Source organism: Hydrogenophaga sp. (assembly GCF_028698005.1).
Lineage (GTDB): Bacteria > Pseudomonadota > Gammaproteobacteria > Burkholderiales > Burkholderiaceae_C > Hydrogenophaga.
In genome coordinates this window covers 31,961-54,622 of record NZ_JAQVEJ010000002.1, presented here as the reverse complement: position 1 = coordinate 54,622, position 22,662 = coordinate 31,961, and the positions used below count along the sequence as shown (strand labels likewise).

Sequence of the window (22,662 nt, the reverse complement as noted above, 5' to 3'; positions counted from 1 at the left end):
CCCGTTCACGGCCATGGCCGCCGCCACGCTGCTGCGGGCGCTGGCCGGTTGCGCGGCCCCGCCCACGGACCGCGGCGAGGTCAGGGCCGAACCCATGACCTCGCAGGACCTGATCCAGTCCGACGTGAACCGCATGGCCACGCTGGGCATGCGCGACAACCTGGTCAGCATCCACCTGCTGGCCGACAAGCTGTACCGCCGCAATCCGAAAGAATGGCGCAAGGGCGGCGCCGCCAGCCGCGAGACCGCCCTGCAAACGCTGCGCGAGTCGATCGAGAGCCGGCAGCCGTGGCCCGCGCTCGGCGAGCGGCACGATGTCCAGGCGCTGGCGCTGCAGCCCGAGTTCCAGGGTGACCGTGTCGCGGCCTTCTGCCATGCGCTGGCCGACATGATCATCACCTCGCACGGCGGCAAGACGAGCTTTCACCTGCTCGACGGGATCGATGCACAGACGGTGTACAACGCCGCGCGCAATGTCGAGATCGCCGTCTGGCTGCTGGCGCAGCGGCGTGACGCGGCCGGCCGCCCCCTGCTGCTGGCCGACGAGATCGGCCCCCAGGGGCGCAACCTGAGCTTCGAGCGCGAGTTCGGCAAGATCGTCGCCCGGCTCGACCTGCTGGCCGAGGTGACGTCCGAGAAGTACCGCCGCGCGGTGGTCAGCTACGTGCAGAGCTTCGTGGGCGGCACGCTGCTGCAGTTCCTGCCGGTGGAGGTGCTGACGAGCGCCGTGCCCTGAGCGATCACGGCGCCAGGCGCTCGCGCAGCCAACGGCCATCGGGCTGCAGGGCGTAGCGCAGTCGGTCGTGCAGGCGGCTCTTGCGGCCTTGCCAGAACTGCCAGTTGTCGGGCTTGAGGCGGTAGCCGCCCCAGTGCGGTGGGCGGGGAGGGTTGAGGAGGAACTGCGCGCCGTACTTGGCGGCATTGGCCACCAGCACCGCCCGGCTCTCGATCACCTCGCTCTGCGGGCTGGCCCAGGCGCCGATGCGGCTGTCCAATGGGCGGCTGTGGAAGTAGGCGTCGCTTTCCTCCGGGCTCACCTTTTCCACCAGTCCTTCGATGCGCACCACGCGCTCCAGCTCCACCCAGTGGAACTGCAGGGCGGCGTAGGGGTTGCCGGCCAACTGGCGGCCCTTCTGGCTCTGGTAGTTGGTGTACCAGACGATGCCGCGTTCGTCATAGCCCTTGATGAGCACCACGCGGGTGGTGGGTCTGAGGTCGGCACCGACGGTGGCCACGGTCATGGCATTGGGCTCGGGCACCTCGGACTGGATGGCTTCCTGCAGCCACTGGTCAAACTGCCGGAGCGGGTCGGCATGCGAGGCCGATTCGCTCAGTTCGGCCTTTTCGTAGCTCTTGCGGAGGTCGGCGATGTTCATCGTGTCAGTATAGGGGCGGGTCACAGATGATCGGCCAGGCGCAGCAGATGGGCCAGGGCGTGGTCTTCGATGCCGTGGGAGCGCAGCCCGTGCAAGGTCTGGCGGGCGTAGTCCAGCGTGCTGCCGTAGCGCCCCTTCGCGTGGGCGAAGATGTCGCGGTACTGCGCATCGCTCAGGGGGCCGGTGTAGTTGGGGCTGCGCCGGGACAGCGTGAACGCCAGCCCCCGCACCGGCCCTTGCGGTGTGTGGCACAGCAGCCATTTGGGGTCGTAGACCGGGTTGGGCATCTCGCGCTCCCACAGCGCGGGCATAGCGGCTTCGACCTGGTCGTGGGGCAGGCGCAGTGCCACGCCGTCGCAGCAGCCGCCATGCATGAGCGCGAACACCAGACCGGGGCGATCGGCGGTGCCACGGTTGACGCGGCTCCACATGTGCAGGCAGCGGTGGTAGCCGTGGACCCGGGCCGGGCGGTGTTCGGCCGCCTCAAACTCGGGCCGCCAGACCAGCGAGGCATAGCCGAACACCCACAGGTCGGCCTTGGGCCCGAAGGACCGCCATTGCGCCAGGGTCTGCGCCATCATGGCGGCGCCATTGCGTTCGGCAGGTTCCCACGAGGTGTAACGCAATGGGCGCGGGGCAGGTGGCGCAGGGACAGAATCAGGGCGGGCCATCTAAAATCAAGGATTGCATGTGCGGATCGCGCCATTCTTGCGCATCGCCCGCAGCGGCGCCAGCCGCCCGGTCATTGACCGGCAACACACCCGACACCACCCTCCGGAGCCATTCCACCATGTCTTCCCAAGATAACGATCAGGACACCCGCGCCGTTGCCGTCGTGCTGATTTCCGCCATTCTGCTGGCCATCGGTCTGGCCGTCGGTACAGGCATCCAGAAGTCGCGTGCCGGTGCCGGCCCATCCGCGGCCGCCACGCCGGCGCCTGCCGCCGAGGCCTCGGCGGCGCCCGCGACGGAGGCGGCGGTCGCTGCGCCGGTGGGCGCCGCCGCCGATGACGACGACGCCAGCATCGTCGTTGAAAACGGCGTGGTCAAGTTCTACTTTGCTTCCGGCAAGGCCGATCTGGCGCCGGGCGCTGCCGAGGCCCTGAGCGATGCCGTTGCCGCGGCCAAGGCGGGCAAGAAGCTGGTGCTGTCGGGCTTCCACGACGCCACCGGCAACCCGGCCATGAACGCCGAACTCGCCAAGAAGCGCGCCCTGGCCCTGCGCGATGCCCTGGTGGCGGTGGGGGTGGCCGAATCGTCGATCGTGATGAGCAAGCCCGAGCAGACCACCGGCTCCGGCGACGATGCCCAGGCCCGGCGCGTGGAAGTCGAGATCGTTGACTGAAGGGGGGCGCTTCCTGTCACACAGCCCGGCCCCACCGGGCTTCGTCGCGTTTGGCGGGCGTGAGGCCCGATGGGCCTCGCCGCAGCGGTGGTGTGGCCGGGTGCGGGGGTGCTGATGCGTCGGTGGCTGTGGTGCTGTGGCCTGTTGTGGTGCCTGGTGCCCGCGGGTGCCGCCCTGGCCGCCGCGGAGCCGGTATGGTTCGATGCGGGGCGCCCCACAGGCCAGGCGCTGGAGGCGGTTTCACTGCTGCGCGCTGCCGACACCCAAGGGCTGGATCCGGCGGAGTACGGTGCGGACAGCCTGGCGGCCGAGATCGGGCGGGCGGCGCAGGTGGCGGCGGGCCTGGATGATGAAGCCGTGTCCCGGCTGGACCAGCGCCTGTCCGACGCGATGGTGCGCTACCTGGAGCATCTTCGCCATGGCCGCGTGAACCCCCGGCAGGTCCAGGCCGCGTTCCGGCCGGCACGCCAGGCGGTGTTCGATGCGCCAGGCGCATTGCGCCAGGCGCTGGCCGCCGGCGATCTGGCACAGGCCGTGGCCAGGGCCGAGCCGGCCTTGCACCCGTATCAGCAGCTTCGCCAGGCGCTGCGGCACTACCGCAGCCTGCAGGGTCACGAGGCCTGGCAACAGGCCCTGCCGCCCCTGCCATCGCGCGGTACACGCGGTCCGGGCAAACTGGATCCGGGCGCGCGGTACGCGGGGGTCCCGCTGCTGGCCCGGCGGCTGGCGGCCCTGGGTGACCTGCCGGCGGCGCTGGCGTTGCGTTACCAGCCCGGGCACGCCACGGGCCAGGCCGACCGGTATGACGACGACCTGGTGGAGGCCGTGCGACGGTTCCAGCGCCGTCATGGTCTGGAGGTCGATGGGGTGGTGGGCCGCCAGACCCTGGCGCAACTGGCGGTGGCGCCCGACGAACGGGCCGTGCAGATCGGGCTGGCGCTTGAGCGCCTGCGCTGGCTTCCGCTGCAGCAGGCCCGCCGGATGGTGGTGGTGAACATCCCCGAATTCGTGTTGCGGGCCTACGAGCAGACCGGTCGTGACATCCAGGTCAGGGCGGAGATGCGGGTCATCGTCGGCAAGGCCATGCGCCATGACACGCCGCTGTTTGACGAGGACATGCGCTTCATCGAGTTCAGCCCCTACTGGAACGTGCCACGCTCCATTGCGGCGGCCGAGACCGTGCCCCGTCTGCGCCGCGACCCGGGCTATCTTGACCGCCTCGGGTTCGAGATCGTTCAGCGTGACGGTGCGGTGCACCGCAGCGTGAGCGATGCGCTGCTGGACGACGTGCTGGCCGGGCGTGCCTTGCTGCGTCAGCGTCCGGGGCCCGAGAATGCGCTGGGCGACATCAAGTTCGTGTTTCCCAACCGCGATCACATCTTCCTGCACCACACGCCCAGTGTCGGCCTGTTCCAGCGTGCCCAGCGCGATTTCAGCCACGGCTGTATCCGCGTGGAAGACCCCCTGGCCCTGGCCCTGTTCGTGATGCAGGAGATGCCCGACTGGACCGAGGAACGCATCGTCGCTGCCATGCGCAAGGGCCAGTCGCAGACCGTGCGCCTGAGCGAACCCTTGCCGGTGGTGATCACGTACATCACGACCCTGGTCAAAAATGGCGAGATCTATTTCTTTGACGATATCTACGGCCACGACCGTACGTTGCGGGCCGCCCTGGAGGCGCGCCGCGGCAAGGCCAGGGCCACGGATGGAGGGTCTTCATGGCGGGTCTGAAGCATGCGCGCATGTCCCGCCGGCGCTGGCTGTCGGCTGCCGCCGGGACGGTGGCCGCGGCAACCCTGCCGCCCTCGGTGGCACGGGCCATGGCCGCACCGTCGCCGCGCCGTCTGGCGCTCCATCACACCCACACGCACGAAGACATCGATCTGGTGTATGCCATCGGCCATGAGTACGACCCGTGGGCGCTGGGTGAGCTGGGCGGGTTTCTGCGCGATCACCGGAGCGGCGACATCGGCCGCATGGACCCGCGCCTGTACGACCTGTTGCACCAGATCCACCGTGTCCTGGGCAACACCCGTCCCTTCGAGATCATCTCGGGCTACCGTTCACCGGCCACCAACGAGATGCTGCGCGCCGCGCCCGGTGGTGGCGTGGCCAAACGCAGCCTGCACATGGACGGACGCGCCGTGGATGTGCGCCTGCCCGGCACGCGGCTGACCGATCTTCGCGCGGCGGCGCTGTCACTGCGCGCCGGCGGCGTCGGCTACTACCCGCGCGAGCAGTTCGTTCACATCGACACCGGGCCCGTGCGCAGTTGGTGAACCGGCAGGCCGGTGGGGGTCAGCGCAGGCCTTTGCCGCCCGCCTGATCGTCGTCGCGCTGGATGAGCTCGATCTTGTAGCCGTCCGGGTCCGTGACGAAGGCAATGACGGTCGAGCCGCCCTTGACCGGGCCGGCCTCGCGCGTGACGTTGCCACCCGCGGCCTTGATCTTCTCGCAGGCGGCGTAGGCGTCGGGCACGCCGATGGCGATGTGGCCGTAGGCGGTGCCCATCTCGTACTGCTCGGTGCCCCAGTTGTAGGTCAGCTCGATCTCGGCCTGGCCCGGGTTGCCGCCGTCGAAGCCCAGGAAGGCCAGCGAGTACTTGTACTCGGGGTTCTCGGAGGTGCGCAGCAACTGCATGCCCAGCACCTGGGTGTAGAAGTCGATCGAGCGCTGCAGGTTGCCCACGCGCAGCATGGTGTGAAGGAGTCGCATCGTGGTGAAGTCCTTGTGTGTCGAAGTGGAACGGAGGAATTATCCGCCGCCACCCCGGCTGCCTGCAGGCACATGGGTACTGCCGCAGGGCCGTGACGTCACCACGCCGGCTGTGGATGGGTGCGCTACGACGGGCTGCCCCAGCCCCATTCGACCATCCCGGTGAAACCACCCCAGAACATGCGCGAGCCATCGAAGGGCATGTCTTCGGGTTTGGTGCAGGTGATGCGCGGGTCCTGCATGACCAGCGCGTTGATGCGGTCGCGTTCGGCGCGCGAGGCGTAGACGATCCACGCGAACACGACCACCTCGTCGTCCTTGAGCTGCACGGACTGCGGGAACGAGGTGAGCTTGCCGGGCTGCACGTCGTTGGCCACGCATTCGAAATACTGCAGGGCGCCGTGTTCCAGCCAGACCTTGCCTGCGTTGTCCGCGATCGCGCGGTACTCATCGAGTCTGCCGCGGGGCACCGGCAAGACGAATCCATCGACGTAGTGCATGAGGGGCTCCTTATCCGGTGATGTCGGGTTCGACGAGGTGGGCAAGTTGCATGAGCGACTCCTGCCAGCCGAGGTAGCAGGCCTCGGTGGGGATGGGCTCGGGGATGCCGGACTGTTCGATGTGGATCTCGGTGCCGCAGGAGACCGCGCGCAGCTTCACGCTCACGTGCATCTCGCCGGGCAGGTTCGGGTCGTCGAAGCGGTCGGTGTATTCGACGAGTTCACCGGGCCTGAGCGCCAGGTACTCGCCGCCGAACGAATGGCGCTGGCCGTTCGAGAAGTTTTCGAACGACATCCTGAAGCGGCCGCCAACCTTGCCATCGTGCTCGTGCACGTGGCAGACGAAACCATAGGGCGGCAACCACTTGGCCATGGCCGCGCCATCGGTGAAGGCGCGGAAGACGTTGTCGGGCGTGGTGCGCAGCACGCGGTGTAGGCGCACGGTTCCGGTGGACATGGGGTTCTCCTCGGCAAGGGGTGGTTCAAGGACGGGTGCTGGCGCTCAGGCCATCGAATGCAGCCCGATGCAGTTGCCCTCGGTGTCCACGACCAGTGCGCAGAAACCGTAGGGGCCGATGGCGAACTTGGGCTTGTGGATCCGGCCGCCGGCCGCTTCCACGCGGGATTGCTGCACCGCGCAGTCCTCACAGCCGAAGTAGACCAGCGTGCCGCCACCGCCGGGCGGGACGCCCTCCATGCGCACCAGCATGCCGCCGGCGCCGGGGGCGTTCATTTCCGTGGGAAAGCTCAGCATGTCCATGCTGCTGGCCTCGCCTTCGGGGGCGGCCAGCGGCTCCAGCGTGCACTGGAACACGGTCTCGTAGAAGCGGCGGGCGCGAGCCATGTCCTGCACGTAGATTTCGAACCAGACGATGGGATTGGGTTTCATGGTGTGGCCTCCGGTGGGGGGTGGGTGGTGATCGTGTCGTTCAGGACCCGGGTCAGGCGGTCGAGGTTCTGCTCGTTGGCCGGGTCGACGCGATGCCTGACGGCGTCTGCGGTCTGGGCGTCGTCAAAGGTCTGATCCCACTCCAGCAGCGTGCCGCCGCCGACGGGTGTCAGGCTGATCGTCAGCGTGAAAAAGGGCTGGCCATCGTGGCGGACGACGACCCGCCGGTCGGGTTCCAGTGATTCGAAGCGGTTGCTGTTGGCGTAGTCGGTGCCGTCCGGCCCGTGCATGACGAACGTCCAGCGGCCACCGGGCCGGAATTCGAAGGTCTCGAACGTGTTGGTGAAGCCCGCAGGCCCCCACCAGCGCGCCAGCAGCTCGGGCGCGGCGAACGCACCGTAGATGGCCTGTGGCGTGAAGGGCAGGGTGCGGGATGTGCTCAGGGTGCGCTCGTCGTGCCGCATGGCTGGCTCCCGGAGAGGATCACGTCCCGGCCGTGACACGGCCTTCGACGTAGCGGGCGAAGTGGTCGAGGATGGCCTGCCAGCCCTCGCGCTGCATCTCCGGGGGATAGACGTTCTCGGCCTCGAAGGTCTCGCGCACGGTGGTGTCGCTGCCCGAGGGATGGAACTCGACACGCACCCGCCGCCCGTCGTCCATCGTGTACTCGACGAGCCGCCCGGGTTCGATGCGGGTGTAGGTGGCCACGAAGTCGAAGCCTTCGCTGCCGTCGCGCGCCTCCATGCGGGCCATGAGCCGGCCGCCCTCGCGCAGATCGACACTGGCGCGGGGTGTGTGCCAGTCGGGCGAGGCGGCGTTCCACTGCTCGATGGCGCGCGGATCGTTCCAGGCGGCCCAGGCCTGCGCCACGGGGGCTTTGACACGGGTTTCGACGGTGATGTCCATGTGGGTCTCCTTGCCGTTGGTGGGTGGGTCAGCGCCCGTCATAGGCCGCCTGCAACGCGGCGATGTCGAGCTTCTTCATCTTCATGAGTGCCTGCATGGCGCGCTGCGACGCGGCGTGGTCGGGCGAGTTCATCATTTGCTCCCAGTCGCGCGGGGTGACCTGCCATGACAGGCCAAAGCGGTCGGTGAGCCAGCCGCACTGCTGTGCGGCGGGGTCGCCGCCGGCGGTCAGTGCATCCCAGTAGTGGTCGATCTCGGCCTGGCTGTCGCAGTGGATCATCAGCGACACCGCGGGGGTGAAGCTGAAGTGCGGGCCGCCGTTGAGGGCCAGCATGTCCTGGCCGTCGAGCGTGAAGGACAACGTCATGACCGAGCCGGCTGGCTTGCCATGCTCTTCCTTGCCCGCTTCGCCGTAGTGCGTCACGCTGAGGATGCGCGAGTGGGGAAAGACGCTGACATAGAAGCGGGCGGCTTCTTCCGCCTGGGTGTCGAACCACAGGCAGGGCTGTATGCGCGAAACGATCCGGGCCATGGTGGGTCCCCATGCTTGTGGACGATGTACACATCCTAGGGGCTAAAATGGACGCTGTCCACATCGTTTGTCCGATGAGGCGTAATTTTTTGTTTTCCGCTCGCTGAATCCCCACCATGGCCACGGCCCGCCGTCCCCAGGCGCGATCGACCTACCACCACGGCGATCTGCGCGCCGCACTGGTCAACGCCGGTCTGGCGCTGGCGCGCGAGGGCGGCCCCAAGGCCGTGGTCCTGCGCGAGGCCACGCGCCGTGCCGGCGTGGCGCCGAACGCGGCGTACCGCCACTTCTCCAGCCACCAGGCGCTGTTTGAGGCCGTGCGCGCCGCGGCCCTGGGCAAGCTGGCCGAGGTGATCGAGCGCGAGCTCAAGCGCGCGGAGGCGGAGCCGGACCTGGCGGCCCGGTCGCGGGCGATGCTGGCCGCGGTGGGGCGGGGATACCTGTCCTTCGCGCAGGCCGAGACGGGCTGGTTCCTTACCGCGTTTGCGTCCGGCGCCTTTGACGTCCAGATGCCGGCGGACCCGGCGCGGACGGCCGAGAAGGGGCTCAACCCGTTCGAGCTGCTGAGCTATGCACTGGACGAGATGGTGAAGGCCGGCGTGCTGCCACCCGAGCGACGACCGGGTGCCGAGTTCCTGGCCTGGTCAACGGTGCACGGTATGGCGCTGCTGATGATCGACGGGCCGCTGCGACACGCGCCCGTGGCGATGCGCCAGGCCCTGGGCGCCCGGCTCCTGCACATGGTCGAGACCGGCATCTGAGCGCCGGCGACCGGTCACAGGCCGATCAGCCTGGCCAGCGCCTCGGTGCCCATCGAGCCGGCCTGCGTCACGACCTCGCCGCTCTGGCGATGGCGCGTCACGATGAACGGCACGGCATCGGCGCCCAGGTCGTTGAGCAACTGGGTGTTGGCGCGGATGGCCTGCTCGATGTCGTCGGGGATGCTCGACGAAGCCGAGGTGCCGCCGGCGCCCGAGAGCAGTGACTGCTCATGGGCCGTCATGGCTTGGACGGGCGAGGCCGCCTGCAGGATGGCCGCACCCTGGGGCAGGCTCTTGGGGCCGAGCAGCGACACCGGCAGCCAGACGAAGCGGGCGCGATCCATGAGGGGCTGGGAGGATTCCCACAGGTGCGCGCAGTGCGGGCATTGCGGGTCGAACAGCACATAGACCACCTGGGCGCTCATCAGCGCACCGGCCGTGAAACCCCTGCCGCGGGCGGCCACCGCCTCCACGGCGTCGGCACGGGCAATGGCCTGGGATGGCGCCGTCGCGGAGGCTGAGGCCGATTCACCGGCATCGCGCGAGCAGGCGGCCAGGCCCAGTGCGAGGGCCAGGGCAAGGAGTCGGGTCGTTTTCATGTGTGACGTCGTCTGAGAGGAATGTGTCTCGGGCCATCATGCTGCCACGAACCCGGCTGGCCTGCCCCGGGTGGCCCGCCTCAGCGGCCGATCACCACGTTGATGATGAGGCCGTAGCCGTTCACCAGCACGTAGTCGGGGCCGACCTGCACCCAGTGGTGGCGGGCGGGTGGTGGCGGCAGCCGGTGGATGCGGTAGTCGGTCACGAAGTAGTTCTGGTGGCGCAGGTACCCGGGCAGGCGTGCACCCTTGCGGAATTCGGGGCCACGCGCGTTGTAGTGGTAGGGCGGCGGTGGAGGCCGGTGTCCCGGAGCGGCCTGCGGATGGCGCGGGGGTGGCGGTGGCACCGGACGGTGGATCTGTGCCGGCGGACGCGGCGGTTGATGGGGCGCATGTCCGGGGGGCCGACGGTTCGGTCCCGGATGCGGTGGCGGTCCGCCGTGCGGGCCTTGTGCCATGGCAGACAGGGCCGTGCCGCCCAGCGCGGTGACGACCAGCGTTCGGATCAGGTGTCGGCGTTGCATGGAGAACTCCTCTGGGTGTTGGTGAGCCTTCATGTTGCGCCCCGGACGTGTCCCGCTTGTAAATCTGCAGCGATGTGCGTGCAAAGAACGTTGCAAACTGGCAGGCATCGGCGCGGGCATTGGCGACAATGACCGCATGCCCACGCACACACTCGAACAATTGCGCACCGGACAATTGGCCGGCGCGCGCCGGCTGGATCTCTCGGCCGGCCTGACCCGGTTTCCGCGCGAGATCTTCGAACTGGCCGACAGCCTGGAGGTGCTCAACCTCAGCGGCAACCGGCTGTCGGAACTGCCGGACGACCTCGGCCGCCTGCGGCGCCTGCGCATCATCTTCTGCTCGGACAACGATTTCACCCATCTGCCCGAATGCCTGGGCGACTGCCCTGCGCTGGAGATGGTGGGCTTCAAGGCGAACCGGATCGATGTCGTGCCGGCGCAGGCCCTGCCGGCCCGGCTGCGCTGGCTGATCCTGACCGACAACCGGCTGACGCAACTGCCGGTCGCTCTGGGTGAGCGGGCGGCCCTGCAAAAACTCATGCTGGCCGGCAACCGCCTGCAGGCCCTGCCGGATTCTCTGGCCGACGCCCGCCGGCTGGAGCTGTTGCGGCTGTCCGCCAATGCGCTGCCCCGACTGCCTGCCTGGCTGACCGAATTGCCACGCCTGAGCTGGCTGGCCCTGTCGGGCAATCCGCTGGGCTGGCCGTGCCCGGAGACACCCGCGCTGCCGGTGGTGCCCTGGCACCATCTGGTGGTGGAAGACCGTCTGGGCGGGGGGGCCTCGGGTGACATCTACCGGGTGCGCGAGGCGGGCACCGGGCAGCGGTCGTGGGCACTCAAACTGTTCAAGGGGGCGGTGACCAGCGATGGGCGGCCCGAGGACGAATGGCGGGCCAGCCTGATCGCCGGCCATCATCCGGCCTTGGTCACGCCGGCGGCGCAGATGCAGGGCCATCCCGACGGGATGCAGGGCGTGCTCATGCCCCTGCTGCCGGCCGGACATGTGGCCCTGGCCAGCCCGCCCAGTTTCGAGAGCTGCACGCGCGATGTGTACGCCCCGGGTCAGTTGTTCGATGGACAGGCCGTGCGTGGGTGGCTCGGGGCGATGGCCGCCGCGCTCGCCCACCTGCATGCCCGCAGCGTCATGCACGGCGACTTCTACGCGCACAACATCCACGTTTCACCGGATTCGGGCGAGGCGGTGCTGGGCGACTTCGGCGCCGCCACGGTGCTGCCAACCGGCCAAGCGCCCGTGGCCGATGCCCTGCGGGCACTGGAGGTGCGGGCGTTCGGCTGCCTGATGGACGAGCTGCTGCAGCGCCTGGCGCCGTCCGATGCGGCGTGGGCCACACGCCTGCAGCCCTGGGTCGAAGCCTGTCTGGACGCGGTGCCCTCGCGTCGGCCGTCGATGCGGGAGCTGGCTACGGTGCTGGGTTGAACAAACCGATGTCCAGGCCGGCGGCCATCAGTGCATTGCGCGCGGGGGCCAGTGCCTCGCGGATGGTGGGCACTTCGCCCCAGGTGCTGACGATGCCCGGGTAGTCACGGTTGGCCTGGGCGATCAGGTCGCGCTGGCCCTCGACGCCCGCCAGGGTCTGGCCAAAGCGCTGCTCCACCTGGTTGATCTCGGCGCGGTGGCGATCGATCATCTCGGCCACCTGGCGTGCTTCGTCGATGCCGACCTGCGAGGGATCGTCGTACAGGCCGAACACGGTGGACTCCATGAGGCGCCGTTTGCGCAGGCCGGCTTCCAGATCGGCTGCGTAGCCCCAGCAGTTGTAGCGCAACTGGTACCAGGCCTCGGCACGGTGGCCGGCGGCCAGTGCTGCCATCAGCGGGTGCGCTTCGGTCAGGGTCTGGGTGCCGCGGCTGAATGTCAGTGACACCAGGGCCAGCCGCTCGTCGGAGTACGGCAGCTCGAACCGGTTGGCATGAATTTCGTGTTCGCGCGACGAGGCCACCAGCAGGCGATTGGCTTCGGCTTCGGTCAGTACCTTGTCGAAAGCCAGTGCCTGCAGCGTGCGCGCACCCGTGGGCGCTTCGTCGATGCGCCGCAGGTGGGCCCAGCCTTCGGTCGTCAGGTCAATGCCGGCATCGCGCCAGATGGCGCTGTTGTTGTTGCGCTGGAAACTGTAGCCCCAGCCGATGACAGCACGGCCACCGACGCTTTGCACGCGTCGATGCAGAACGCCGGATTCGGCTATGAGCAGGCGCAGCCGACGCGCATACTGCTCGGCTGTGAGAAGCTTGTATCGCATGTGTGGGGGCGGCAGGCCAGCGCGTGTGCTGCCCGCGACCGGATTCAGAAAAAAGGCCCAAGCCTTTGATACCTGATGTTAGCCCGATTGCATGCTGCGCTGCAGCATAGGTGCGTCGAACAGGTATCCGTCTGCCCATGAATCTGGGGAAAAGTGTTTGCAAATCAAGAGCAGATGGCGAGTTTAGGGGTTTTCCCTGATGTGGGTCGCCGCCAACGGGCGGAGCGCGGTCGCGGCCGCGTGCCGCCCGATCAGAAGCGGTAGCCGACACTCAGGGTGTAGCCCTCGAGCCGCGCGCCGCCCTTGTTGTAGTAGTTCATGTAGTCGGCGCTGAACGTCAGGTGCTTGCCCGGGATCAATCGCAGGCCACCGCCGTAGGACACGTCGCTGTCGTGCGTCGAGCCCAGCCCCTTGAACTGCAATTCGCTGCGGGCCTGGCCGATGCGGCCGTAGAGCTCGACCGGACCGAGCCCGAAGCGACCGCCCACGTACAGGCCCAGGATCTGGTTGATCTTGGCGCGGCCGTTGAGGATTTCGCTGCCGCTGCTGCGGAACCGGTCGTCGGCCAGATGGCCGGCCGCCAGACCTTCGAAGGTCAGGCCGGCGAAGGGTGAGACGCCGATGACGGCGCGGCCCATGGACGGGCTGGCCTTGGCCGAGATGCCCAGCAGCGGGACGTTGAGCCTGGCGGACATGGCGGCATAGCCCAGTTCGCCGTAAACGGTCTGCGCCTGGGCGCCGAGGGATGCGAGACAGAGGCTGGCGAGGGCGGTGATCGAAGAGAGCTTGTTCATGGGCCGGAGTCTATCGACGGTGTGCCGGTGCGGCGGCATTGGGTACTGCAATGTGTGTCTTCTTTCGATTTGTCACACATGGGTGGGGTGTCCACCGGACGACGTACCGATGGGGTGCGCCCCGCGGCGGTGCCGGGGGCGTTCGTTTCATGTGCCGCAGAAGGTCCGGTAGCCCTCGGTCTGCTCGGCGCTGCCGGGCAGGGCGCACAGCGCGTCCTCGGGGCGCTCGTCGTAGGGGCGCGTGACCACCGCCAGCAGGCGCTCGAACGGGCGCAGGTCCATCGACCCGGTGGCAGCGTCCAGCGCGTTCTCGACCAGGTGGTTGCGCGGGATGTAGAGCGGGTTGGCCGCATCCATCGCATCGGCCACGTCGGCCGGCGGCGTGCCCTGGTCCTGCAGGCGCTGCCGCCAGCGGGCCAGCCAGCTCGCCAGTTCGGCGCCACCCGCGCCGAACAGCGGCGCGAGCGGGTTCACCGCGGGCGAGCGCAGGGCGTCCGACAGGCGCCGGAAGCCGAGGGTGAAATCGACGTGGTGGCGGTGCAGCAGCGCCAGGTAGTCGTTCAGCAGCGCCCGGTCGGCCTCATCGTTGCCGGCGGTCCCGGTGCTGCCCTGCAGGCCGATCTTGCGGCGGTGGATGCGCAGCCACTCGCGGTCGAAGGCAGGGCCGAAGGCATCCAGCACCTCGGTGGCCCGCGCGACGGCCGTGTCTTCGTCGGTGTCGATCAGTGGCAGCAGCGTCTCGGCCAGGCGGGCCAGGTTCCACTGCGCGATGCCCGGCTGGTTGCCGAAGGCGTAGCGGCCGTGGTGGTCAATGGAGCTGAACACGGTGGCCGGGTCGTAGGCCTCGAGGAAGGCGCAGGGACCGTAGTCGATGGTCTCGCCCGAGATGGTCATGTTGTCGGTGTTCATCACGCCGTGGATGAAGCCCACGCCCATCCACTGCGCCACCAGCCGGGCCTGGCGCTCGCACACGGCGCGCAGCAGCGCCAGGTGGCGGCCGTCCTGTGCCCGCAGCTCGGGGTCGTGGCGCGCGATGGCGTAGTCGGCCAGGCGCCGCACACGCTCATGGTCGCCGCGCGCGGCGAAGAACTGGAAGGTGCCCACGCGCAGGTGGCTCGCGGCCACGCGCGTGAGGATGGCGCCGTGCAGGGGCTGGTCGCGGAAGATCGTCTCGCCCGTGGCCACCGCCGCCAGCGCGCGCGTGGTCGGAATGCCCAGCGCGTGCATGGCCTCGCCCATCAGGTATTCGCGCAGCACGGGGCCCACGGCGGCCTTGCCGTCGCCACCACGCGAAAACGGCGTGCGCCCCGAGCCTTTGAAGGCGATGTCGCGGCGCCGCCCGTGGCGGTCGATCACCTCGCCCAGCAGCAGCGCACGCCCATCGCCCAACTGGGGCGAGAAGCCGCCGAACTGGTGGCCGGCATAGGCCTGGGCAACCGGCTGGGCGCCGTCGGGTATGGCGTTGCCCGCCAGGCAGGCCAGCCCGGCGTCGGAGGCGAGGGCATCGCCGTCGAGGCCGAGATCTGCCGCCAGGGCACGGTTGAACTGCAGCCAGCGCGGCGCGGGCGAGCGAGCCGGTTGCCAGGGCACGGACATGTCTTCAAGGTCGCGGGCGTAGGTGTTGTCGAAGGCAAACAGGGGGCGGGTGTCGTGCGGGCTCACGCGGGGCTCTTCCAGGCAGGGGGTGGAAGCCTGATTGTCCCGGGAATGTCCGGGACAGGCCGGCCGACGACCCAGATCGCCTACAGTCCCGGCATGGACATACCTTTCGACGGCCACGCGGTGGCCGCCTTGCGGGCCGAGCGGCTGGCCGCCAGCAGCAAGCCCTTCGTGGCGCGGGGCGGCGCCGCTGGGCGCTGCACGCGGTGCCGCCTGCCGCCGGCACACTGCATCTGCGACCTGAGACCGGCCCCGGCCCTGGACAGCCGCGCCGGCATGTGCCTGCTCATGGGCGACATCGAGGCGCTCAAACCGAGCAACACGGGTTGGCTGATTGCCGACCTCGTGCCCGACACCTGGGCGTTTGCCTGGTCACGCACGCGTGTCGATGACCGGCTGCTGGCCCTGCTGGACGACCCGCAGTGGCAGCCCTATGTGGTGTTTCCGGGCGAGTTCGTGACGCCGCCACGGGTGGTGACGGACCAGGTGGATGGCGATGCCCTGGCGCAGGCCGGCCGCCGGCCGCTGTTCGTCCTGCTGGACGGCACCTGGACCGAGGCGCGCAAGATGTTCAACAAGAGCCCCTACCTGGCGCGCTTCCACGTGCTCAGCCTGCAACCCGGCCGGGCATCGGGCTACCGCCTGCGGCGCTCGGTGCGCGAGGACCATTTCTGCACCGCCGAGGTGGCCGCGTTCTGCCTGGCACTGGCCGGTGAAGCCCATGCCGGCGAACTGCTGGCGACCTGGCTGGATGTGTTCAGCACGCACTACCTCGATGCCAAGCGCCACCTGCGCCCAAGCCGCGATACCGAAGCGGACAGGCGCCTGCGGTCGCTGGTGCAGGCGCCTGCCTTGCCGGCCTGAAAAGCCCGGTTGTCAGAGCATCTGGCGGTTGCGCGCGACGACCTCGGCCTGTGTCTCCGCGGCGACCTCCTCGCCGCGGAACTGGCGGATCTGGTCACGCATCATCTCGGTCATGCTCGGCAGCGAGGCGCGGTCGATCTGGGCCGACGCGTCCCAGAGCCTGGCGCGCATCAGCGACTTGGCGCAGTGCAGGTAGCAGCTTTGCACCTGCACGCGCATCACCAGCTTGGGTATCCGCTGGGGCTCGGCGGCCATCTGGCGCAAGGCCTCGTCGGCCGACAACCAGGCGCGGCCGTTCACGCGCAGGGTCTCGTCCAGGCCGGGGACCAGGAACAGCAGGCCCACCGGGGCACCCGGTTCGCCGTGGCTGACGATGTTCTCCAGCGTGTCCAGACGGTTGTTGCCGGGTGAATCGGGCAGTACCAGCGTATGCGGGTCCAGCACCTTCACGAAACCGGGGGTGCCGCCACGCGGCGAGGCGTCGGTCTCGCCAGCGGTGTTGGCGCTGGCCACGACGAGAAACGGCGCCAGCCCGATCAGCCGCGTCGCGTGCGCATCGAGTTCGGGCATTTCCTTCTTGGCCGAGCGCTCGCGCACCGGATCGTACAGCGCGCGCAGGGCCGCTCGTGTGGTGACGAGATCGCTCATGCAGATCGCTCTACCAACTGCACACCATGGCTGGCCGTGCCCTGGGCCCAGGCCAGCAGCCGGTCGATGTTGGGGTGTTTGCCGGGGTGGGCGCGGGCGTCCTGGGTGTGTTCGGCATACCAGTCCAGCCCCAGCGCGGCAGCCGCGGGCGTGATGCGCCCGCCATGCCGGGCGGCCAGGGCGTGGTAGACGGCGAGCGAACCGGCCTGGCCGGGCCGGTTCTCGATGGTGGCCACCACCTGGCCGGCCTCATCGGTCAGGTGCAGGGCGCTCAGGTGGGCGACGGCGGGCAGCGAGGCGAGACGGTCGGCAAAATTCATGGATGCTGTGGCAGGTTGTCGTGGTCGGAAAAGCCCTTGAAGCCGCTCAAGTCCAGGGGGCGGATGGCGCCCATCCAGATGGCGTGGTCGCGGTGGTCGCGCAGGGCATTGCCGGTGTTCGGATGGATGAAGACGGTCAGCCCGCCGCGGTGCAGCGCCAGCCAGGGGATCACCCCGGCGACGAGGTCGTTGCCGAAGGAAAGCTGGCAGCTCCAGTCCGGGTGCGGTCCGACGGGCCGCTCGTGGACCCGGCCCATCACCAGGGGAAAGCGTGCGGCGGCCGCCTCGCACAGGGCGCGTGCCCGGGCCAGGGTGTGGGCGTCGAAGTAGACGTGGGCATGCCAGCCGGCGATGCGCAGTTCATCGGCGGGCGTCAGGAGGGAAGGTGAATCGGTTGAGGACATAGCGGCGCATGATGGCATGAAATGGGCGGGCGTGACGGGCGCTGCGTGTGGGTTTAGGATGATGGCCATATGTCCAAGGAACCACATGGCTTGCCCCCACGAGCGGCTGCAGAACCGTCGATGACCCTGATGGCCGCGCTGGCTGCCTTGCTGCTGGTCGCCGCCTACTGGGGTTGGCCCTACCTGCAAAGAGCGATGGCGCCCGCACCGGTGCCGGAGCCGGTGACCGCACCGGAAGTGGCTGAGGTGCCGGCGGCTGACGAGGCGGCCGAGGGCGCCGCCACCGCCGCGCCGCCCGCCGGTCCCGAGCACCCCATCGGGCCCGAGGCGGCGGGCGATGAGCCGCCCCTTGCGCCGGTGCACAACCTGGACGACGCCGACCCCCTGATGCGCGAGCAACTGGCCCAGTTGCTCAGCCGCCGGGATGTGCTGGATTTCTTCCAGCTCGATGGCGTGGTACGGCGCATCGTGGTGACCGTCGACAACCTCGGCCGCCCGCAGGCGCCGGCCCGGATCTGGCCGGTCAACCCGACGCCGGGGCGCTTCACCACGGACAAGCGCGCCGACGGCATCGAAACCATCCACCCCGACAACAGCCGGCGCTACGCGCCCTGGGTGAGAATGATCGAGTCGGTGGACGTGGAGCGGGCGTTCCAGGCCTACCGCCGCCTGTACCCGCTGTTCCAGCAGGCCTATGAGGAACTGGGCTATCCGGGGCGCTATTTCAACGACCGCCTGGTGCAGGTGCTGGACCTGCTCATCGCCACCCCGGTGCACGACGAACCGCTGGCGGTGACACTGGTGGAGGTCAAGGGGCCGGTGCGTTCGTTGCGCCCCTGGGTGCGCTATGAGTTCGCCGACCCGGCCCTGGCATCGCTGTCGGCCGGCCAGCGGATGCTGCTGCGCATGGGCCCGGACCACCAGCGACGGCTGCAGGCCAGGATGCAGGAGATCCGGCGCCTGGTCGACTGATCGCGTCCCGGCATGACGCGGCGCCTGTCGGCCTTGTCCGACACGCCGGCGCGCTGCCCGCCGACAGGGCGGCCGCTGCCCTGGACCTACAGTGAAGCTGCTGCTGCAAGGCAGCCAGGCTTCACCGCAACCGTTCAGGAGAATTTCATGAAATCCACGCCCGTTTCCCGCGCCCTCGTTGCCGTTGCCATGGCGAGCGCCGCGCTGTTCACCACGGCTGGCTGTGCGGTGGTGCGCGACCAGCAAAGCGTCGGTGCCTACATCGACGATGCCACCCTCACCACCCGGGTGAAGGCCAAGTTCGCGGAAGACCGGACGGTCAGCGCCATGGCCATCGGCGTGGAAACGCTCAACGGCGTGGTGCAACTGGCAGGTTTTGCCAAGAGCGCCGAAGAGCGCATGCTGGCCGAGCGCCTGGCGCGGGACATCCGAGGCGTCAAGGACGTCCGCAATGACATCATCGTGCGCAACTGACGATCCATGGCCCCTGCCGCTGGTCAGTGGCGTCCTGCACGCAGGCAGCGGCGAAAATCCTAGAATGGGCGCGTTGCCGCAACCGCCGGCCCGCGGTCGGCGGACCGAGAGCGAGCAAGCCCCATTGATGCCCAAACTGAAGACTTTTCTCGTTGAGGACAGCCCGGTCATCCGGTTCAACCTGGTCGCGGCGCTGGAAGACCTGGCGCCAGTCGAGATCGTGGGATTTGCCGAGTCGGCCAGCGAGGCCCGGCATCAACTGGACGCCATGCTCGCCGCCAACGGCTGCGACCTGGTGATCATCGATGTCTTCCTCAAGGATGGCTCGGGCCTGGATGTGCTGCGCCAACTGGGTGGGCAGGGCGTGCGGTTGCGGTCGGTGGTGCTGACCAATTACGCCACGCCGGAGATCCGTGCCGAGTGCCTGCAACTGGGCGCGGCCCGGGTGTTCGACAAGTCGCGCGATATCGATGCCCTGGTCAGCTATTGCATCGATCTCGCGGCGGCCTGACTGGCGGCCACCACCGGTGCCGAGTACCGGTCCCGGTCGGCAGCGCCTACTGGATCAGCCCGTTTTTCAGGGCGTAATAGGTCAGATCGCTGTTGGTGCTGAGCGAGAGCTTGTCCAGCACGCGGGAACGGTAGGTGCTGACCGTCTTGACGCTCAGGAACATCTGCTCGGCGATGTGGCCCACGGTTTCACCCTGGGCCAGACGCAGGAACACCTGCAGCTCACGCTCGCTCAGGCTTTCGTGCGGCAACTGGTCACCGGTGCCGAGCACGCTGTCGGCCAGCAGCTCGGCCACCTGGGGCGTGATGTAGCGCCGCCCGAGTGCCACGGTGCGGATGGCGCTGGCGATGTCGTCCGGATCGCACTCCTTGTTCAGGTAGCCGCTGGCGCCCAGGCGCAGCAAGGTGGTGGCGTAGTGGGTTTCGGGGAAACCACTGAGAATCAGCACGGGCAGGTCCGGGTAGCGCGCGCGGATGGCTGCCAGGGCGTCGACGCCATTCTGGTCGGGCATGGACAGGTCCATCAGCAGGACGTCGATGTCGCCCTGGCGTGCGATCTCCAGCGCATCCTTGCCCGTGCAGCCCTCGGCGGCCACGCGCAGGTCCACCTGCTCGGACAGGAACTGGCACAGCCCGGTGCGGACAATGGCGTGATCGTCGACGATTCCGATGCGGATCATGGTGGCACCTGACGGGAGGGTGTCTTTGTCGCAGCAGTATAAGGTGGGCACATGAAATGGAGTCTGAACGCCATGGCCAAGTGGGCCTCGGGCCGGTTCATCGGACCGGTGGCGATCTCGCTGGCCGTGCTGGTGCTGGTCGTGAGCGAGCTGGGGTTCCACCGGCAGCAGGGCATCAGCGTGAACCGGGAGGCCAGCATCGAGGCCCAGATGATCGTTGGTGACCTGAGCCGGGCACTGCTGTTCATGGAGAGTGCGGAGCGCGGCTACATGCTGACCGATCGCCACGACTACCTGGCTCCCTACCTGGAGCAGGAACGCAGCTTCCAGCAGATCCTGGCCAGCGCGGAGCACATCGCCGCTGGCAACGAGCACCTGCGCGAGAAGCTGTCCCAGCTGGTCGAGCTGGCCAGGCAGAAGCACTCCGAGATGCGGACCGTTCTCGAGCGTTTCGATGCCGGTGATCGCGACGGGGCGATCGAGCTGACGCTGACCGATATGGGGCGGGAGATGATGGTGCAGATCAGCACCCTGGCCGAGCAGGTCATCCGGGAAGAGAGCCATGGCTACACGCAAACCAGCCTGGACCGCGACCGGGTGTTGCGCGCCAGCCGGGTGGGTATCTGGGTGCTGGTGATCGTGTGCGTGGTCGGGGCCGTGTCCCTGATGCGCTTGAGCCGCAACCGGGAGGCGGAGCGCCGTGTCGCGATGCTGCAGCTCCATGCCGAGCGCGACCGGCTCGATGAAGAGGTCGTGCGGCGAACCGCCGAGACGATCGAGCTGGCGCGCCACATGGAGCGCGTGCGCGAAGACGAGCGCGCCCGCCTGGCGCGGGAGCTGCACGACGAACTGGGCGGGCTGCTGACCGCGGCCAAGCTCGATCTGGCGCGGATTCGCAAGCGCATCCATGACGACACCGGCACCAAGCAGCAACTGGTGGATCACCTGGGCCAGACGCTGGATGCCGGCATCGCGCTCAAGCGCCGGATCATCGAGGACCTGTGGCCTTCGTCGCTGTCGAACCTGGGCCTCAGGCGCACGCTGCAGATCCAGTGTGCCGAGTTTTCCCAGCGTGCCGAGCTGCCGGTGGATGCCGTGGTGGACGAGGTCACGCTGGCGCCGGAGCGGGCGCTGGCGGTGTACCGGCTGGTGCAGGAAGCGCTGACCAATGTGGCCAAGTACGCGCAGGCCAGCCGCGTGCGCGTCGTGCTGCGCCGCCTGCACGACCAGGTGGAAGTGCTGGTCGAAGACGATGGCAAGGGCTTCGACGTCGACGCCACGCTGCTGTCCGGGGGGCATGGTTTGCAGGGTATGCGGTTTCGAATCCGTGCCTGTGGCGGTGATGTGGTCATCCGCTCGTCGCCGTCCCGGGGCACCACCGTACGGGCGGTGCTGCCCGTGTGACCGGCGGCGGTGTCGGCCTCGTCCTACACGCCGCGGCGGCGCCGTCGGACGGCCACCCGGGGGCAGCCATCCTACGATGGGACATGTTCGGAGGTCCGCGGCGGGGCTTCGCTCCGGAAAGGCCCGCCGCGGACCCGATCGCAGGAGGACCACGACGATGATGAACGCGCTGACACGACCACTTTGTGCCCTGGTCTGGGCGTTGCCCCTGGCCTCCGCCCTGGCCGCGGACGACCGTGCCGGGATCGAGGCGCGCTACCAGGCCGACCGCCGGGCCTGTCTGGAACAGGTCGATGCGGACTCGCGCAGGGCCTGTCTGCGCGATGCCGGCGCCGTGCGACAGGAGTCCCTGCGCGGCCTGCGTGATGCCGGGGTGGACGAAGCCCAGCGCCAGCGCAATGCCATCGCCCGGTGTGCCGTGCACAAGGGCGCGCTCGATCGGGCCATGTGCGAACGCATGGCCCTCGGAGAAGGCGTTTCCAGCGGCAGCGTCGAAGGCGGCGGGGTGCTTCGCCAGCTCGAGGTCGAGATCGACCCCGAGCCCGCGCGCGACCCGCGCTGAACAGCCATCCTGCCCGGAGGAGGCCCGTCATGGACCACTGGGACTATCTGTCGCTGGCCTTGCTCTCCCTGCTGGCCGTGGGGGGAGCGGTCTGGCTGTTTGGCGCACTGGCCGACATGCTTGACCAGCCGGACTGAAGGCATCCCGGGGCCAGCCTCAGTAGTGCGGTGGCAGCTCGTCGCGCAGGCTGCGGAAGGTCGGCTGGTCCTGGTCCTGCTGGTACCGCAGCGCCACGAGTTCGCGCGTCAGCAGGTCGATGCGCTCCTGCTGTTGCGCCACCAGCGTGTTGAGCGTATCGAGCAGGTCTTCGGCGTAGCTGAGCTTGATCTCCAGCTGGGTCAGCCGCTCGTCGGTGCGGTCGGGGTTCATTCGGGTTGCTGCTCCAGTGCGGCCGAGTTCATGCAGTAGCGCAAACCGGTGGGCGCCGGGCCGTCTTCGAACACGTGGCCCAGGTGGGCGCCGCACTGGCTGCACACCGTTTCCGTGCGCACCATGCCGTGGCTGCGGTCCACGATCTCGGTGATGGCGCCCGGCACGGCCTGCCAGAAACTGGGCCAGCCGCACCCGGCATCGAACTTGGTGCCGGCGTCGAACAGGTGGTTGCCGCAGCAGATGCAGTGGTAACGGCCGCCGGTCCAGACCTGCTCGTACCGGCCGGTGAACGGGCGCTCGGTATGGGCGCGGCGGGTGACGTCGAAGGCACCGGGTTCGGCGCCCTTGGCCGCCAGAATGGCACGCCATTCGGCGCCGCTCTTGTGGATGGGAAAGTCGCTCATGGGGGCTCCTGTCGTGGCCGAACCTGTTCGCCCCGGCGGGGCCGACGCCACCTGGCTATTGTCCACGGGGTGGCTCCCCGGGGGCGGCGATCCGTCGCATCCTTGACGATCCGGATGGGAAGGCGCGGCCGATTGGTGCATGATGTCGGGTTATGGAGCGAACGGTCGTTCGTTTTTCCAGTCGGGTCCG

General features: G+C 68.8%; 32 protein-coding genes. 12 read left to right on the top strand and 20 right to left on the bottom strand.

The window, feature by feature from the left end; translation table 11 throughout:
- Positions 1–13: 13 nt before the first annotated feature.
- Entirely contained in the window at positions 14–736 is a 723-nt protein-coding gene (locus PHQ87_RS00580) for a hypothetical protein (RefSeq protein WP_300230135.1), read from the top strand.
- A 4-nt stretch (positions 737–740) separates the two neighbouring features.
- On the opposite strand, the gene pdxH is transcribed toward PHQ87_RS00580, so the two are convergent.
- Both pdxH and PHQ87_RS00570 read right to left on the bottom strand, forming a co-directional pair.
- Positions 741–1,376, bottom strand: a complete 636-nt coding sequence (gene pdxH / locus PHQ87_RS00575) for a pyridoxamine 5'-phosphate oxidase (RefSeq protein ID WP_300230129.1) — start codon at positions 1,374–1,376, stop codon at positions 741–743.
- Between the two features lie 20 nt (positions 1,377–1,396).
- Positions 1,397–1,957, bottom strand: coding sequence for a gamma-glutamylcyclotransferase (locus PHQ87_RS00570; protein ID WP_300230127.1), 561 nt, complete (start codon positions 1,955–1,957; stop codon positions 1,397–1,399).
- 209 nt (positions 1,958–2,166) lie between these two features.
- Here PHQ87_RS00570 and PHQ87_RS00565 point away from each other — a divergent pair, with 209 nt between their 5' ends.
- The 3 genes from PHQ87_RS00565 (at position 2,167) to PHQ87_RS00555 (ending at position 5,000) form a co-directional block, all read left to right on the top strand.
- On the top strand, positions 2,167–2,721 hold the full coding sequence (locus tag PHQ87_RS00565; RefSeq protein WP_300230124.1) for an OmpA family protein: 555 nt from the start codon (positions 2,167–2,169) through the stop codon (positions 2,719–2,721).
- A gap of 69 nt (positions 2,722–2,790) precedes the next feature.
- Positions 2,791–4,452, top strand: a complete 1,662-nt coding sequence (locus tag PHQ87_RS00560) for a L,D-transpeptidase family protein (protein ID WP_300230122.1) — start codon at positions 2,791–2,793, stop codon at positions 4,450–4,452.
- A gap of 89 nt (positions 4,453–4,541) precedes the next feature.
- Positions 4,542–5,000, top strand: a complete 459-nt coding sequence (locus PHQ87_RS00555; protein ID WP_300230133.1) for a DUF882 domain-containing protein — start codon at positions 4,542–4,544, stop codon at positions 4,998–5,000.
- A 19-nt stretch (positions 5,001–5,019) separates the two neighbouring features.
- Here PHQ87_RS00555 and gloA read toward each other — a convergent pair whose 3' ends face one another.
- The 7 genes from gloA to PHQ87_RS00520 form a co-directional block, all read right to left on the bottom strand.
- Entirely contained in the window at positions 5,020–5,436 is a 417-nt protein-coding gene (gloA, locus tag PHQ87_RS00550) for a lactoylglutathione lyase (RefSeq protein ID WP_300230120.1), read from the bottom strand.
- Positions 5,437–5,561: 125 nt separating this feature from the next.
- Positions 5,562–5,936: a DUF1428 domain-containing protein gene (locus tag PHQ87_RS00545; protein ID WP_300230119.1), complete on the bottom strand. Its 375-nt coding sequence runs from the start codon at positions 5,934–5,936 to the stop codon at positions 5,562–5,564.
- A gap of 10 nt (positions 5,937–5,946) precedes the next feature.
- Positions 5,947–6,393 carry an SRPBCC family protein gene (locus PHQ87_RS00540; protein ID WP_300230117.1) on the bottom strand — a complete coding sequence of 149 codons (447 nt, stop codon included), beginning with the start codon at positions 6,391–6,393 and terminating at the stop codon, positions 5,947–5,949.
- A 45-nt stretch (positions 6,394–6,438) separates the two neighbouring features.
- Positions 6,439–6,825, bottom strand: coding sequence for a VOC family protein (locus PHQ87_RS00535; protein WP_300230115.1), 387 nt, complete (start codon positions 6,823–6,825; stop codon positions 6,439–6,441).
- Complete coding sequence (locus PHQ87_RS00530; protein ID WP_300230113.1) at positions 6,822–7,289, bottom strand: SRPBCC domain-containing protein; 468 nt, start codon at positions 7,287–7,289, stop codon at positions 6,822–6,824. The genes PHQ87_RS00535 and PHQ87_RS00530 overlap by 4 nt, the downstream gene beginning before the upstream one ends.
- Before the next feature lie 19 nt (positions 7,290–7,308).
- Positions 7,309–7,731 carry an SRPBCC family protein gene (locus PHQ87_RS00525; RefSeq protein WP_300230111.1) on the bottom strand — a complete coding sequence of 141 codons (423 nt, stop codon included), beginning with the start codon at positions 7,729–7,731 and terminating at the stop codon, positions 7,309–7,311.
- Between the two features lie 28 nt (positions 7,732–7,759).
- The gene (locus PHQ87_RS00520; protein WP_300230109.1) at positions 7,760–8,263 is read right to left on the bottom strand and encodes a VOC family protein; all 504 of its coding nucleotides are present in this window, start codon (positions 8,261–8,263) and stop codon (positions 7,760–7,762) included.
- A gap of 116 nt (positions 8,264–8,379) precedes the next feature.
- Here PHQ87_RS00520 and PHQ87_RS00515 point away from each other — a divergent pair, with 116 nt between their 5' ends.
- Positions 8,380–9,024 (top strand): TetR/AcrR family transcriptional regulator, encoded by a 645-nt coding sequence (locus PHQ87_RS00515; protein ID WP_300230108.1) that lies wholly within the window; start codon positions 8,380–8,382, stop codon positions 9,022–9,024.
- Positions 9,025–9,038: 14 nt separating this feature from the next.
- On the opposite strand, the gene PHQ87_RS00510 is transcribed toward PHQ87_RS00515, so the two are convergent.
- The gene (locus PHQ87_RS00510) at positions 9,039–9,623 is read right to left on the bottom strand and encodes a thioredoxin fold domain-containing protein (protein WP_300230106.1); all 585 of its coding nucleotides are present in this window, start codon (positions 9,621–9,623) and stop codon (positions 9,039–9,041) included.
- A gap of 80 nt (positions 9,624–9,703) precedes the next feature.
- A complete protein-coding gene (locus tag PHQ87_RS00505) occupies positions 9,704–10,147 on the bottom strand; it encodes an RcnB family protein (protein ID WP_300230104.1) in 444 nt (147 codons plus the stop codon).
- 136 nt (positions 10,148–10,283) lie between these two features.
- Between PHQ87_RS00505 and PHQ87_RS00500 the strand changes: the two genes are divergently transcribed.
- Positions 10,284–11,585, top strand: a complete 1,302-nt coding sequence (locus tag PHQ87_RS00500; protein ID WP_300230102.1) for a leucine-rich repeat-containing protein kinase family protein — start codon at positions 10,284–10,286, stop codon at positions 11,583–11,585.
- On the opposite strand, the gene PHQ87_RS00495 is transcribed toward PHQ87_RS00500, so the two are convergent.
- The 3 genes from PHQ87_RS00495 to PHQ87_RS00485 form a co-directional block, all read right to left on the bottom strand.
- Positions 11,569–12,405 carry a hypothetical protein gene (locus PHQ87_RS00495; protein ID WP_300230100.1) on the bottom strand — a complete coding sequence of 279 codons (837 nt, stop codon included), beginning with the start codon at positions 12,403–12,405 and terminating at the stop codon, positions 11,569–11,571. The two genes, PHQ87_RS00500 and PHQ87_RS00495, sit on opposite strands and share 17 nt — an antisense overlap.
- A 251-nt stretch (positions 12,406–12,656) precedes the next feature.
- The gene (locus tag PHQ87_RS00490) at positions 12,657–13,199 is read right to left on the bottom strand and encodes an outer membrane beta-barrel protein (RefSeq protein WP_300230098.1); all 543 of its coding nucleotides are present in this window, start codon (positions 13,197–13,199) and stop codon (positions 12,657–12,659) included.
- Positions 13,200–13,346: 147 nt separating this feature from the next.
- Complete coding sequence (locus PHQ87_RS00485) at positions 13,347–14,861, bottom strand: protein adenylyltransferase SelO (RefSeq protein WP_300230097.1); 1,515 nt, start codon at positions 14,859–14,861, stop codon at positions 13,347–13,349.
- 93 nt (positions 14,862–14,954) lie between these two features.
- Here PHQ87_RS00485 and PHQ87_RS00480 point away from each other — a divergent pair, with 93 nt between their 5' ends.
- Positions 14,955–15,722, top strand: a complete 768-nt coding sequence (locus PHQ87_RS00480) for a DTW domain-containing protein (protein WP_300230095.1) — start codon at positions 14,955–14,957, stop codon at positions 15,720–15,722.
- 12 nt (positions 15,723–15,734) lie between these two features.
- Here the strand turns inward: PHQ87_RS00480 and PHQ87_RS00475 are convergent, their stop codons facing one another.
- The 3 genes from PHQ87_RS00475 to PHQ87_RS00465 are packed head-to-tail and all read right to left on the bottom strand — an operon-like array spanning position 15,735 to position 17,094.
- Entirely contained in the window at positions 15,735–16,370 is a 636-nt protein-coding gene (locus tag PHQ87_RS00475; RefSeq protein ID WP_300230093.1) for an MSMEG_1061 family FMN-dependent PPOX-type flavoprotein, read from the bottom strand.
- Positions 16,367–16,690, bottom strand: coding sequence for a DUF2322 family protein (locus PHQ87_RS00470; protein WP_300230091.1), 324 nt, complete (start codon positions 16,688–16,690; stop codon positions 16,367–16,369). The genes PHQ87_RS00475 and PHQ87_RS00470 overlap by 4 nt, the downstream gene beginning before the upstream one ends.
- A complete protein-coding gene (locus PHQ87_RS00465; protein WP_300230089.1) occupies positions 16,687–17,094 on the bottom strand; it encodes a DOPA 4,5-dioxygenase family protein in 408 nt (135 codons plus the stop codon). The genes PHQ87_RS00470 and PHQ87_RS00465 overlap by 4 nt, the downstream gene beginning before the upstream one ends.
- A 69-nt stretch (positions 17,095–17,163) precedes the next feature.
- Here PHQ87_RS00465 and PHQ87_RS00460 point away from each other — a divergent pair, with 69 nt between their 5' ends.
- From PHQ87_RS00460 to PHQ87_RS00450, 3 genes are all read left to right on the top strand, one after another.
- The gene (locus PHQ87_RS00460) at positions 17,164–18,066 is read left to right on the top strand and encodes a DUF3014 domain-containing protein (protein WP_300230087.1); all 903 of its coding nucleotides are present in this window, start codon (positions 17,164–17,166) and stop codon (positions 18,064–18,066) included.
- 147 nt (positions 18,067–18,213) lie between these two features.
- The gene (locus PHQ87_RS00455; protein ID WP_300230085.1) at positions 18,214–18,540 is read left to right on the top strand and encodes a BON domain-containing protein; all 327 of its coding nucleotides are present in this window, start codon (positions 18,214–18,216) and stop codon (positions 18,538–18,540) included.
- A 127-nt stretch (positions 18,541–18,667) separates the two neighbouring features.
- Positions 18,668–19,051, top strand: coding sequence for a response regulator (locus PHQ87_RS00450; protein WP_300230083.1), 384 nt, complete (start codon positions 18,668–18,670; stop codon positions 19,049–19,051).
- A gap of 46 nt (positions 19,052–19,097) precedes the next feature.
- Here the strand turns inward: PHQ87_RS00450 and PHQ87_RS00445 are convergent, their stop codons facing one another.
- Entirely contained in the window at positions 19,098–19,730 is a 633-nt protein-coding gene (locus PHQ87_RS00445; protein WP_300230081.1) for a response regulator transcription factor, read from the bottom strand.
- A 51-nt stretch (positions 19,731–19,781) separates the two neighbouring features.
- Here PHQ87_RS00445 and PHQ87_RS00440 point away from each other — a divergent pair, with 51 nt between their 5' ends.
- Both PHQ87_RS00440 and PHQ87_RS00435 read left to right on the top strand, forming a co-directional pair.
- A complete protein-coding gene (locus PHQ87_RS00440; protein ID WP_300230079.1) occupies positions 19,782–21,134 on the top strand; it encodes a CHASE3 domain-containing protein in 1,353 nt (450 codons plus the stop codon).
- Between the two features lie 157 nt (positions 21,135–21,291).
- A complete protein-coding gene (locus tag PHQ87_RS00435; protein ID WP_300230077.1) occupies positions 21,292–21,696 on the top strand; it encodes a hypothetical protein in 405 nt (134 codons plus the stop codon).
- 156 nt (positions 21,697–21,852) lie between these two features.
- Here PHQ87_RS00435 and PHQ87_RS00430 read toward each other — a convergent pair whose 3' ends face one another.
- Together PHQ87_RS00430 and msrB are read right to left on the bottom strand one after the other, a co-directional pair.
- A complete protein-coding gene (locus PHQ87_RS00430; protein ID WP_300230076.1) occupies positions 21,853–22,065 on the bottom strand; it encodes a SlyX family protein in 213 nt (70 codons plus the stop codon).
- Entirely contained in the window at positions 22,062–22,472 is a 411-nt protein-coding gene (msrB, locus tag PHQ87_RS00425) for a peptide-methionine (R)-S-oxide reductase MsrB (RefSeq protein WP_300230073.1), read from the bottom strand. The genes PHQ87_RS00430 and msrB overlap by 4 nt, the downstream gene beginning before the upstream one ends.
- Between the last annotated feature and the right edge of the window lie 190 nt (positions 22,473–22,662).